The 12,526-nt window shown below is 60.1% G+C and carries 10 protein-coding genes; 9 read left to right on the top strand and 1 reads right to left on the bottom strand.

Annotation, left to right across the window (positions count from 1 at the left end):
• Nucleotides 1-94 precede the first annotated feature (94 nt).
• From murA to ACWA13_RS10925, 4 genes are read left to right on the top strand one after another with little or no spacing between them, the layout of a single operon-like run.
• Nucleotides 95-1,429: a UDP-N-acetylglucosamine 1-carboxyvinyltransferase gene (murA, locus tag ACWA13_RS10940; RefSeq protein WP_463934018.1), complete on the top strand. Its 1,335-nt coding sequence runs from the start codon at nucleotides 95-97 to the stop codon at nucleotides 1,427-1,429.
• Between the two features lie 4 nt (nucleotides 1,430-1,433).
• Nucleotides 1,434-2,222, top strand: coding sequence for a lysophospholipid acyltransferase family protein (locus ACWA13_RS10935; protein WP_463934016.1), 789 nt, complete (start codon nucleotides 1,434-1,436; stop codon nucleotides 2,220-2,222).
• Nucleotides 2,219-3,292, top strand: coding sequence for an NAD(P)H-dependent glycerol-3-phosphate dehydrogenase (locus ACWA13_RS10930; protein ID WP_463934014.1), 1,074 nt, complete (start codon nucleotides 2,219-2,221; stop codon nucleotides 3,290-3,292). The genes ACWA13_RS10935 and ACWA13_RS10930 overlap by 4 nt, the downstream gene beginning before the upstream one ends.
• Nucleotides 3,293-3,294: 2 nt before the next feature.
• Nucleotides 3,295-4,437, top strand: a complete 1,143-nt coding sequence (locus ACWA13_RS10925; protein WP_463934012.1) for a D-alanine--D-alanine ligase family protein — start codon at nucleotides 3,295-3,297, stop codon at nucleotides 4,435-4,437.
• A 23-nt stretch (nucleotides 4,438-4,460) separates the two neighbouring features.
• On the opposite strand, the gene ACWA13_RS10920 is transcribed toward ACWA13_RS10925, so the two are convergent.
• Entirely contained in the window at nucleotides 4,461-4,913 is a 453-nt protein-coding gene (locus tag ACWA13_RS10920; RefSeq protein WP_463937911.1) for a DUF3515 domain-containing protein, read from the bottom strand.
• 822 nt (nucleotides 4,914-5,735) lie between these two features.
• Here ACWA13_RS10920 and ACWA13_RS10915 point away from each other — a divergent pair.
• From ACWA13_RS10915 to ACWA13_RS10895, 5 genes are read left to right on the top strand one after another with little or no spacing between them, the layout of a single operon-like run.
• Complete coding sequence (locus ACWA13_RS10915) at nucleotides 5,736-7,100, top strand: glycosyltransferase family 4 protein (RefSeq protein WP_463934010.1); 1,365 nt, start codon at nucleotides 5,736-5,738, stop codon at nucleotides 7,098-7,100.
• Nucleotides 7,097-8,845 carry a glycosyltransferase family 4 protein gene (locus ACWA13_RS10910; protein ID WP_463934008.1) on the top strand — a complete coding sequence of 583 codons (1,749 nt, stop codon included), beginning with the start codon at nucleotides 7,097-7,099 and terminating at the stop codon, nucleotides 8,843-8,845. The genes ACWA13_RS10915 and ACWA13_RS10910 overlap by 4 nt, the downstream gene beginning before the upstream one ends.
• Nucleotides 8,842-9,738 carry an ABC transporter permease gene (locus ACWA13_RS10905; RefSeq protein ID WP_463934006.1) on the top strand — a complete coding sequence of 299 codons (897 nt, stop codon included), beginning with the start codon at nucleotides 8,842-8,844 and terminating at the stop codon, nucleotides 9,736-9,738. The genes ACWA13_RS10910 and ACWA13_RS10905 overlap by 4 nt, the downstream gene beginning before the upstream one ends.
• Nucleotides 9,722-10,612, top strand: a complete 891-nt coding sequence (locus ACWA13_RS10900; RefSeq protein WP_463934004.1) for an ABC transporter ATP-binding protein — start codon at nucleotides 9,722-9,724, stop codon at nucleotides 10,610-10,612. The genes ACWA13_RS10905 and ACWA13_RS10900 overlap by 17 nt, the downstream gene beginning before the upstream one ends.
• The gene (locus ACWA13_RS10895; RefSeq protein WP_463934002.1) at nucleotides 10,609-12,519 is read left to right on the top strand and encodes a glycosyltransferase family protein; all 1,911 of its coding nucleotides are present in this window, start codon (nucleotides 10,609-10,611) and stop codon (nucleotides 12,517-12,519) included. The genes ACWA13_RS10900 and ACWA13_RS10895 overlap by 4 nt, the downstream gene beginning before the upstream one ends.
• The last annotated feature ends 7 nt before the right edge of the window (nucleotides 12,520-12,526 follow it).

The raw sequence follows: 12,526 nt of genomic DNA, 5'->3' as shown, positions 1-12,526 counted from the left end.
GGGCGTGGTATTTCGGTTCGGTAACGCAACCTCCTATGCTTGGGTGGAGTCTTTGCAAGGCTTGGGGGCGAAGTAAGCGTAAGGAAACCGGTAAATGAGCAGTAGTATCCTGACAATCAGTGGCGGAGTTCCCTTGGCTGGGCGCGTCAGCGTCCGTGGGGCCAAGAACCTCGTACCCAAGGCGATGGTGGCGGCGTTGCTTGGCAACGAGCCTTCCGTTTTGCGGAACGTGCCGGAGATCAAGGATGTTGAGGTCGTCACGTCGCTGTTGCAACTCCACGGCGTCACGGTAGTCAAGGACCCGGTAACCGGCGATCTCACCCTGGACCCCAAGGCTGCGAAGACTGCGCCAAGTGCTGCCATTGACGCGCACGCCGGTGATTCACGGATCCCGATACTGCTCTGCGGACCCCTGATCCACGCCATTGGCGAGGCTTTTATTCCGGACCTGGGTGGCTGCAAAATCGGTGACCGGCCCATCGACTACCACCTGAACGTGCTGCGGCAGTTCGGTGCCGTCGTGGAAAAGCGGCCGGGCGGCATTCATATTTCCGCGCCCAAGGGACTGCATGGTGCCAAGATTTCGCTGCCCTACCCGTCTGTTGGCGCCACCGAACAGGTCCTGCTCAGTGCCACCCGTGCTGAGGGAATCACCGAACTGTCCGGAGCAGCCACTGAGCCGGAGATTATCGACCTCATCGCTGTCCTGCAGAAGATGGGCGCCATTATCAGTGTGCAGACGGATCGGACCATCCGGATCGAAGGCGTCAGGGCCCTGGGAGGCTATAACCACAAGGCGCTCTCGGACCGTAATGAATCGGCGTCGTGGGCTTCTGCCGCGCTGGTTACCCGGGGCGACATCTTCGTTGAGGGTGCCTCCCAGCGGGACATGATGACGTTCCTCAATACCTACCGGAAGGTGGGCGGCGGAATGGACATCGGCGACGACGGCATCCGTTTCTACCACAAGGGCGGCAAGCTCAACCCGCTGGTCCTGGAAACAGATGTCCACCCTGGTTTTATGACTGACTGGCAGCAGCCCCTGGTCGTTGCCCTGACCCAGGCCGACGGCGTGTCGATCGTACACGAGACGGTCTACGAGAACCGCTTCGGGTTCACCGACGCACTGATCCGCATGGGAGCCAGCATCCAGGTGCACCGGGAATGCCTGGGCAGTGTCCCGTGCCGCTTCGGCCAGCGGAACTTCCTGCACTCAGCCGTCATTTCCGGGCCTACGCACCTCACCGGAACGGACATCAATATTCCAGACCTTCGCGGTGGCTTCAGCCATCTCATCGCCGCCCTCGCGGCAACGGGAACGTCCAGGGTCACCGGCATCGACATCATTAATCGTGGTTACGAACGGTTTACCGAGAAGCTGGCCGGCCTGGGCGCCGACTTCGACATCGCCACTGCAAAGCAGCGGTGACCCGGTGAAGGAATCGAAAAAGAGCGCCGCCACTTTTGTCGTCATCGCCGCTGTAGTGCGTACGGTTCTCAACGCCATGATGAACCGGAAATGGGAGGGCACCGAAAGGCTGCCCGCTGGAGGATTCATCGCGGCTCCCAATCACTGCACCGAGATAGATCCCCTGGTAGTGGGGCATATGCTCTACAACCAGAAACGTGCGCCGCATTTCCTTGCCAAGGGCTCACTGTTCAAAGTGCCCGTGCTGCGCTGGGTCCTGAAGGCCACCAAACAAATTCCTGTGGAACGCTCGACGGCGGGAGCCAACCGTTCGCTGCAACTGGCGCTTGAGATTGTGGAAGAGGGCGGGGCAATCATCATCTACCCCGAAGGCACGCTGACGCGGGATCCGGCCATGTGGCCGATGAAGGGCCACACCGGCGCCGCGAGGCTTGCCCTCGAAGCAGGTATTCCCGTTGTGCCCATTGCGCACTGGGGTGCGCACGAACTTTTCCCGCGCTATGCAAAGAGCTTCAACCTGTTTCCCCGGAAGACTTCCAGAATCCTGGTCGGCGAGCCGGTGGACCTCAGCGCTTTTTCCGGCCGCCCGCTGGACAAGGCCACGCTGACTGAAGCCACTGACGTCATTATGGATGCCATCACCGCTCTGCTGGCCGAGCTGCGCCAGGAGGAACCGCCGGCTGAGCGGTGGGATCCCGCCAAGAACAAGCAGGCAGCACACGGCCGGTTCGTTGAACGCGGCGAAGATACACGCTTCCCTGAAGGAACTGCTGATGGAGCAGGCCGGCCGTGAGTGGTGCAGTGGTGAGTGCCGGACTGGCCGCGCGCCTGGCTGTTCCGGCTTCTTCGATCGCAGTCCTGGGGGCGGGGTCGTGGGGAACAACGTTCGCGAAGGTCCTGGCCGATGCGGCCACGGCTTCCGGCAACGAAACCGCCATCCGGCTCTGGGGGAGGCGCCCGGAGGTCGTAGATGAAATCAACATCAAGAGGCGCAATTCGCAGTACCTCAAGGACGTTGAACTGCCGCCGAGCATCACAGCTTCCATGGACGTGGCCCAGGTACTGGACGGGGCCGGGCTCGTGGTCCTGGCGGTACCGGCACAGTCGCTCCGGCTCCAGCTCCGGGAGTGGAAACCGCTGATCGCTGCCGATGCCGTAGTTGTATCCCTGATGAAGGGCCTGGAGCTGACTTCGGACGCCCGGATGAGCGAGGTCATCAGCGAAGAACTGGGGATCGACTCCAGGCGAATTGCCGTCGTTTCCGGACCCAACCTGGCCATGGAGATCGCCCGCGAGGAACCCACCGCCTCAGTGGTTGCCAGTGCTGATGCCGAGATCGCCGCCTGGATGGCCAGGGCCTGCACGGCCCCCTATTTCCGCCCATACACGAGCACCGACGTCGTGGGTGTTGAAATTGGCGGGATCGTGAAGAACGTGATCGCCCTGGCTGTGGGCATCTGCGAGGGCAAGCAGATGGGCGACAACACCAAGGCATCAGTGATCACCCGCGGACTGGCCGAAACCACCAGACTTGCCCTGGCACTGGGCGGCACGGCCCACACCCTGTCGGGACTCGCCGGCCTGGGGGACCTGGTAGCCACCTGCTCGTCCGCCCTGTCCCGGAACCATACGGCCGGCCGGCTGTTGGGGAAGGGACTCACGCTGGACGAGGTGACGGCCGAAATGAACCAGACAGCCGAGGGCATCAAGTCCAGCCAGGCCGTGCATGAACTCGCGGGCAAGCTCGGAGTCGACATGCCGATTACCGCTGCTGTGGTGGCTGTGCTGGCCGGAAAAGTGTCCGTAGACCAACTCGGGCAACTGCTGCTGGCCCGGGAACTGAAATCCGAAGGCGATTACTGAGAATGACCTCAAACCAGATACAGGACCCCAGGGATGGAACGGCCAAGCCGCGCGTGGCGATACTCTTTGGCGGCCGCTCCAGCGAGCATGCCGTCAGTTGTGTCACAGCTGCGGGAGTACTGGGTGCCATCAACCGGGACAAGTATGAGGTCATTCCCATAGGGATCGCCAAGTCGGGGCAGTGGGTCCTCGCAACCGGGGACCTCAGCGGGTGGTCATTGGCCGGTTCTTCGCTGCCTGAGGTTCCGGCCTCGTCCCAGACGGTGACGCTGGCCGAAATCGGCGGGGCGCAGCAGTTGATCGTTGCTGCTCCCAATGAAATTCCCCAGGAACTCGGCACCGTTGACGTCGTCTTTCCGCTGCTGCACGGGCCGTTCGGCGAGGACGGAACTATCCAGGGACTGTTGGAGCTTTCGGATACGCGCTACGTCGGCGCCGGAGTCCTGGCATCCGCAGTGGGCATGGACAAGCACTACATGAAGGTGGTGTTTGAGGCGGCAGGGCTGCGGGTCGGGCCCTATGTGGTGGTGACCGACCGGCAGTGGGCCACCGAACCGGAAAAGGTCAGGAAGCGTGTTGACCGGCTCGGGTACCCCGTCTTCGTCAAGCCCGCCCGGGCCGGTTCGTCCATGGGCATCTCCAAGGTTGACTCGCTGGACGGGCTGGACGCGGCCATCGAGGAGGCCCGCCGGCACGATCCCAAGCTTGTGATTGAAGCCGGAATCACCGGGCGTGAAATCGAATGTGCCGTGTTGGAGGGCCGTGGCAACAGCGGTCCGCGGACGTCGCTGCCGGGTGAAATCGCAGTAGCCGGTGAAGGCCACGACTTTTACGACTTCAACGCCAAGTACGTGGACGACGCCGCTGCACTGAGTTGCCCGGCGGATATTCCTGAGGACGCCATTGACCGGGTGCGGGAACTTGCTGCGACAGCTTTTGACGCCGTCGGCGCCGAGGGACTCAGCCGAGTCGATTTCTTCTACACGCCAAAGGGGGAGCTGATCATCAACGAAATCAACACGATGCCCGGCTTCACTCCCAAGAGCATGTACCCGCAGATGTGGGCCGCCTCGGGGCTGGAGTACGCCGATCTCATTGACGAACTGATCCATCTCGCGCTGGCCCGGAAAACCGGGCTGCGCTAGTCCGGTGTTGAGCGTGTCGAAACCTACTGACCGGTTGGCACGTCCTGGAGTTCCTCCTGGCCCACACAATTCCTCGCGGCGGGGATTTTCGCGGCTGCGCCGGAAAGGTCTGCCAGCACTGTAGCGGAGCTGATGGAGTTCGGATCGAACAGGATCTCGGTGGCAGGTTCCCGGCCGTAAGTGGTGAGGGTCCAGGCAGGATCTCCCTCCTTGATGACCCAATCGACGTCGTTCACGGTGACACAGCGGTCCGTGGTGGGCCCGGGGACGTTCACCCCGCAGCGAAGGATCACCTGCGAGGGATCGCCCCACGCCGCCGTCGCCTGGCCGTTGGTCTTGCGAAGTCCGGCGTCGCCGATGGAGTCCGGGAGGGCAACCATCATGGGTGCGCAGGCGGGGTTGGCTGCATCCTGGGCGGCGGTAACGTCAACCACCGGGGAGCAGGCGCTGAGGGCCAGGCTTCCGGCAAGGAGCAGGAGGCCTGGGACTGTGAAACGGCAAAGGAGACTAGGAAATGGCACCGCACCAGCCTACTCGGCAGGCAAGAGTGAGATCGAACCCGGATAGCGCTGCTGAACCATCGCGCTGAAGCCAGGAGACGGCTTCGATGATGACTATGACCTATGATGAAATCCGGAACATCGGAGGACAAATGTGCAACTCTTGATTCCGATATCGCCGCCCAGACCTGCATGCACAGAGTCGATGGCGGAAGCAATTGGTTTGGGGACGGTTAGAAATGAAGATCAGTCATGCAGCGCGCCGGTGTACGGCTACTTTCACCTGCGCCGTGATGCTGACCATTGTTGTGCCAGCCGCTGCCCTGGCTGATGACCAGACGTCTCCGGCCGTAGTTCTGCCATTGCCAGGGCCCATTACCGATCCGGGTGGTCAGGATCCCGCGCCCACAACGGGACCCGGAAGCGAGGATCCTGGGCCTGTTACGGAACCCCCTGGGGAGGATGCTGATCCTGTTACGGAGCCTGGCGGCGAAGTGCCAGGTCCTGGCGGAGAGCCCGCCTTCGAGCCAGTGATACCTCCAGTAGAAGGGCAACCGCCATCAGAGGTCCAACTGCCTGCTCTACCTGCTCAGGTTCCTGTACCGGTGCAGCCATTCATTCCCGAAATACCAGCAGCCGAGGTTGATGAACCGGTTTTTATCACCGAAACCGCTACGCCGAGCCCTACTCCGACCACTGCACCGGAGACTTCCGCCGCTGCAGCTCCGGCATCCCTTCCCGCGCCTATGAGCAAGGCCATTGACTCCGTTGTTGCTACGGCATCCGGCAGCCCCTTACATGTCCAAGTTCTTACCATTGCTGCCCTGCTCGGTGCCGGATTCCTGTACTTTCGAGTACTGGGGTCCAAAGGCCGTCGTTCGCCGATTGCACCGGGCAAGTAGGGGCGTGACTGATCTGGAACGTAAGACCATTGGACGCAGTTCCCAACACCCTCGTCTGACGCTACTCACGCATTCGTACTGGCCCGAAAGCAGTCCGCCCCAACGCCGTTGGTCTGCCCTGGTCCGCGAATTGGATGCGGCGGGCTGGCAGATTGACGTAGTAACTCCAGTGGCACATACGCCGCACGGCCGCCGGGAGCTTCCGCCGAGCGTGGCAGGCCAGCCGTTTTGCAGGCAGCTCGGAAAGTATTCCGAACTGATCCGGCGTGTTCCGTACCTGCGCCATGGAAATTCGCACGTGGCGAAGTTTATTGACCAATGCTTTTCCGCCCTTATGTCCATTCCCGCAGGTCTGCTCAGCAGGCGTTCCGACCTGCTGTTGGTCACGGCGCCCAGCCTTCCAATGCTTGGGGCGGGCTACGTTCTGTCGCGGCTGCGCAAGGTTCCGCTCATTGTTGAGATGCGTGACGCCTGGCCGGACCTGGCCCGTGACGCCCGCTTGGTGTCCGGGAACGTGAAGAGTTTAGCCGAACGGGCAGTCGACTTTGTCCAACGCAGGGCGGACCTAGTGGTGACAGTTACCGAAGGATTCGCGGATACTTTACGCGCCAGAGGCCTGAAAAACGTGGCCACCGTCAGCAACGGTGTACTGCTCGATTCGCTACCCGTACTGGAACCGCCGGCGCTTGAAAGGCCGAATTTTGAGGCTCTCTACCTGGGCAACCACGGGAAGAGTCAACGGCTCGAGGTAGCCATTCAGGCGAGTGCCCTGGTTGGGGATTCGATGCATTTGCACATGGTGGGACACGGCGTTCAGCGGCCCGCCCTGGAGCGGCTCGCCGAAGAGCTGGATGCTCCCGTAACCTTCCACGACTCACTGCACGGACGCGAAGTGATGGAGCGCTACGCTGCGGCGGACACCTGCATTGTGTCCCTGCGTGATGACTGGAAATCGTTTGAAACCACAGTCCCGTCCAAGACCTATGAAGTCCTGGCCATCGGCCGCCACGTCACGGGCATCGTCCTGGGCGAAGCTGCCCGGATACTGGAAGATGCTGGCGCTGGGCACATCGTCCCCAGCAATCCGGAGGCCGTTGCTGCATTGTGGCGTCAACTGGCAGCCGACCGGGGACAACTGGTGCGTAATTCTGACAGCCGGCAGTGGGTCAAGCAACACGCCGACTATCCCTTGCTGGCTGCACAGTACATGGAACTGCTGAGCGATCTCCTGGCCTCAAAAAAGGCTGCCTCCAGAAGATGAATCAGCAACTGACAAATCTTCGCCTCGCGGCCGGAACTGCCAGCCAGCATCTGGTTGATGACCCGGCTTTGTTGTTCCTCCAGGTTTCCCGACGTCTTCCCGCCCGGGTTATCCAGCCATTGGCCACGCTGGCATCCCGCGGTTATGGAGCCAACAGCACCGCTGTTCCTGCGCTGCTTGCCGGTCTGATCAAGGGGGAAGAAGCCCGCGTCGTTCGGCTACTGGAGAAGTCTGTTCAGAGCGCACAGCTGACCCCGGACCACGCCCGGGCTATGGCTGATATCGCCCTCGTGGCCAATCGGCCGGATATCGCCGACGCCCTGTTGTCCCACTCCGTTGGTGCCTCCCGTTTGAATCCCCTCAAAGCCCGAAGGTCTTGGTACAGCGGCGACGCAAGTGCCGCCGTCGCGCATTTGGAAAACGCCAACACCGGCGCTGAACGCCGGCAGGGGGCGCGTCTCGCTGCGGAACTCCGAATCCTCGAGGGATGGCGCCCACACCTCCCACCTGTGGACTTCACTCCCCTTCCAAAGCGGGTGTTGCATCTGCTGACAAACTCGCTGCCTCACACAGCCAGCGGTTACGCGCAGCGTTCACATTCCATCCTGAGTGCTCAGCGTGACGCTGGTTGGGACGTCCTGGCGGTGACCCGCATCGGGTACCCGGTTCAGGTGGGTAAGCTCTTGGCCAGTGCCGAAGACGTTGTGGATGGCGTCACCTACCGGCGGCTGTTGCCGCCCCGGTTGGCCGCCACCATGGACGGTCGCTTGCAGCAGCAGGCTGAGGCACTGTTGGCAGTTGCAATGGAATTCCGGCCCACCGTGCTGCACACAACCACGCATTACGTCAATGCCCTAGTGGTGCGGGCCGTTGCGGAGGCGCTGGGCATTCCTTGGGTCTACGAGGTCCGCGGACAACTTGCGGACACCTGGGCCGCGACTCGCGGGCCTGAAGCAGTGTTGAGTGAACGCTACCGGCTGTTCAGTGAACGCGAGGCAGAGTCTATGCGGTCGGCAAACCTGGTGGTGACGCTTGGGCGGGCGATGAAGGAGAACATCATTTCCTCAGGAGTTCCCGAGGAAAACGTTCTGGTGGCACCGAACGCCGTGGGTGGAGAGTTCCTTAAGGAACCGTTAGCTCCGGCCGACGCCCGGCGGGCACTTGGACTGGATCCCGGCACGCAACTCATCGGCACGGTGAGCAGTCTGGTGGGGTATGAGGGGCTGGACGATCTTATTACCGCCTTCGGCCTACTGGCGTCGAAGCAACCTGATCTGAATCTTCTGATTGTGGGTGACGGTGTTGTGCTGCCCGAACTCAAGGAACAGGCGCGGGTTGCCGCTTTGTCAGAGCGAGTAATTTTCACCGGACGGGTGCCGCGAAGCCAGGCTCATCTGTATCACCAAGCTTTGGACGTTTTTGTTGTTCCGCGTAAAGATCTCGCCGTGACGCGGGATGTGACACCATTGAAACCGGTAGAGGCGATGGCTGCTGCTCGCCCTGTGGTGGCCAGTCGGCTGCCGGCCTTGGCCGAAATCGTGAATGACGGCGATACCGGCTTGTTGTGCAGCAGCCAAGGCCCGGCAGATATGGCTGCAAAGCTGGAGACATTGCTGGCGGATGACCAGAAGCGCATCCGCATGGGCCGCAAGGGGCGGCAAACAGTGCTGGATTCCAGGACATGGACAGCAAACGCACAGTCCGTCAGCGCGGCCTACGAGAGAATTTTGGAGCAGTACCGGTGACAATTCAGACGCCCACCGTGCCGGAAGGCCCAAAGCCGACTGTGGTGGAAACCTCGGTCAATCTTCGTGGCCTTAGGCGCGTCGGCCAGCGGCCGCCGTTCCTTGATTACCTGGTCGCGCTTTGGGACTACCGACACTTCATCTTCTATGACGCCCAGGCCCGTATCCAGACGGGGAATGAACAGGATCATCTTGGACGGTTGTGGCTGATCCTGGGGCCGTTGCTCAACGGTCTAATGTTTTATCTCATCATGGGTGTGTTGCTCAATTCAGGGCGGGGGATCGAGAACTTTGTATCCTTTCTTATCATCGGTGTTTTCCTTTTCCAGATGTCGACACGCGCAGTCAGTAGGTCGTCGAAGATTATCACGAGCAATAAAAATGTGATTCATGCCTTTCAGTTTCCCCGCGCAAGTTTAGTCCTGGCTTCCAACGTCAGGGAGTTATTAGCCAACATTCCGGTGCTTATTACGATGCTTGTTCTGGTGATAGTACTTCCACCCAGTGAAGAGATTAGTTGGCGGTGGCTCCTCCTGTTGCCCATTGTGAGCCTGCAATTCCTCTTCAACTTGGGTCTTGGTTTGATTCTGGCTAGGGTCGTTTCCGGCTTCAACGACGCCAGCCAGATCATCTCGTACGCGATGCGTCTCTGGATGTACGCGTCATGTTTGTTCTTTTCCATCGAGCGCTTTAACGAATTTCCCGTGATGAAGACGATTATGGAGTTTAACCCGCTCTACAACGTGTTGCATTTGGCCCGCGAATGCTTGCTCTATAGCAGTGTCGGGGATTGGCGGGCCTGGTCGATTCTTGCCCTCTGGGCGCTCGGTACCCTCGCCGTCGGCATGGTTTTCTTCTGGAAGGGGGAGGAAAGCTATGGACGGGAACTCTGAACTTGATTTTGTGCAGGGAGCGCCTGCCGTTGTAGTGGACAAGGTCACCATGACCTACCGCACCACCAGCCGGTCACACAGTTCGATCTCAGCTGATGCCAAGAAGACTTTTGGCATTCGACGACTCGGGGGCCTCACTAAAACCGTTGACGTGCCTGCACTCAAGGAACTATCCTTGGTGGTCCAACACGGCGAATCCGTGGGGATTATTGGCCGGAACGGTTCAGGAAAAAGCACCCTTCTCAAGCTGATCGGCGGTCAGGTCCCGCCCACAACGGGCGCCGTGTACGCCACCTCCACACCTGTGATGCTCGGCGTGAATGCTGCGTTGATTCCCGGGCTGTCTGGGGATCAGAACATCGTCCTGGGGTGCCTGGCAATGGGTATGAGCCACGCCCAGATCAACGCGAAGTATGACGAAATCGTGGAGCTTTCCGGTTTGGAAGAAGCAATCCATATGCCGATGAAATCCTATTCGGCCGGAATGGGTTCCCGCCTTCGGTTCGCGATCGCCGCAGCCATCGATCCCGAGATTCTTATTATTGACGAGGCTTTGAATACCGGCGATGCGCAGTTCAAGGACCGAACCCGTAAGAAGATGCTGGAACTCCTGGACCAGGCTGGAACCGTTTTTTTGGTCAGTCACAGCATGCCCACCATCACAGATCTCTGTAACAGGGTCATCTGGATTGACCAAGGCGAATTGCTTGCAGACGGCGAGCCGGCCCAAGTGATTAAGTGGTACCGGATGTTCACACAGAAACTTGCTGAAAGCGATCGTATAGGCGCTATGAAATTGCGCCGCCGAATGATCAACACCCTGATTGTGGCAGATGTCAGCGATCGAAACTTTACTCGGAGAACGCGGGCGTGAAGAAGAGCATCGCCAACGCCCGCAAGTTTATCTGGCACCTGCGCGCCGGGGGGCCAAAGCAAGTTCGCACCTGGTTGGAGCGAGAGTCTTACGAGGCAGGGCACCGCAAACTAGAAACCATCAGGGGTGCTGAAGGGGCGTGGACGGGGCGCGGAAAAAAGAAGCGCTTGCAGTTCAAGCCAACGGATCCAAGCGGCGTTCGCGGCAGGGATCGTCCGAAACCCCGAGTGGCCGTCATCCTCGATGAATTCTCTGCTCTCGGCTTCGACTTCGAGTGGGACTGCATCGCCCTGTCGCCAAAGACATGGCGGGAGGATCTTGCCGGGCGGGAAATTGACTTCCTCTTCGTCGAATCGGTGTGGCATGGACGAAGTGGTCGTTGGTCCGGAAAGATCGCCCGGACTGAACACCCGGGCGCTTTGGCCGAGATTGTCGAATGGTGCAACCAGCGAGCCACTCCCACTGTTTTCTGGAACAAGGAAGATCCTCCGCACTACCTGGACTTCCTGCCTGCGGCCAGGCTGTTTGATTTTGTCTTCACCAGTGATGCCGGACGCATACCTGCTTACCGCAACGATCTGGGCCACGAAAACGTCGCAGTACTCCCGTTTGCTGCCCAGCCAGCAGTTCACAATCCAGTACGGCCCAAGTTTGGGTGGCACAGCCGGGACGTCGCGTTCGGTGGCATGTACTTCACCGAGAAGTATCCCGAACGCCGTCAGCAACTCGACATGCTTCTTGGCGCCGCCTCGGCGGCTTCGGATTCCATGCCGATCGGTCTGGAGATTTTTTCCCGACAAGCAGGCGGCGATGCCCGCTACGCGTTTCCGGCCGAGTATGCAGCCCGTGTTGTGGGCTCTTTGGACTATCCGCAAATGCTCACGGCTTACAAGGCCTATAAGACATTCCTGAATGTAAACTCCGTGGTTGATTCCACGACGATGTGTTCGCGCCGCGTCTTTGAAATTGTTGCGGCGGGTTCAGCCGTTGTTACCACCCCCAGTCCCGCCATCGAAACCTATTTCCGGCCGGATGAAATATTTACAGTCTCCTCGGAAGCGGAAGCTGAACAGCTGCTAAGGGCATTGCAGCGGAATCCAGGCATCGCTGAACGCCAGCTACATAGGGGTCAACGACGGATCTGGAAAGAGCACACCTACCAGACCCGCAGCAACCAGATCATCGAGTTGGCTGTCCCGGGAATGGCTGTGGAGAAACAAGGTCGGCCCGTATCTGCTTTGGTCTCAACAATTCGCCCCTGGCAGCTGGAACACGTTTTTAGGACTGTGGGAAGCCAACGCGACGTCGATGTCGAACTGGTGCTGCTGACACACGGCTTCACCGCGGACGGTAACCAGATACGGAAGCTCCAGGACGAGTTCGGTGTATCCAACGCAAAGATTTTGACCGCGGACCGTTCTGAATCCTTGGGTCGTTGTCTCAACCTTTGCGTTGATGCGGCGTCCGGCGACGTCCTGACGAAAATGGACGACGACGACTTCTACGCTCCGGATTACTTGAGTGATCAGCTGTACGCGCTGGAGTACTCCCGGGCGGATGTCGTCGGAAAACAAGCACATTACATGCACCTCGAACAGCGTAACGCCACCATTCTTCGGTTCCCGGAGTGGGAGCATCGGTATACTCGGACCGTGATGGGGCCGACGATCATGGGCTCCGCGGGAACCTTCCGGGCCAACCCCTTTGATGATGTCGGGAGTGGGGAGGACAGTCTTTTCCTCAAACTGGTGGTTCAGGCTGGTGGATCCATCTATGCGGCTGACAGGTTCAACTACTGCCAGCTGCGATCCGGAGAGGGACACACCTGGCAAGTCAGTGAAGAAGCATTGCTCGCCACTGGTGACGTCAGATTTTTTGGTAACTACAGGGATGAAGTCTCTGTCTGACAAAGGG

Source organism: Pseudarthrobacter sp. TRD_SC_9 (genome assembly GCF_055361265.1).
Note: the sequence above shows the minus strand (reverse complement) of the source record. Positions and strands in the feature narration are given on the sequence as shown.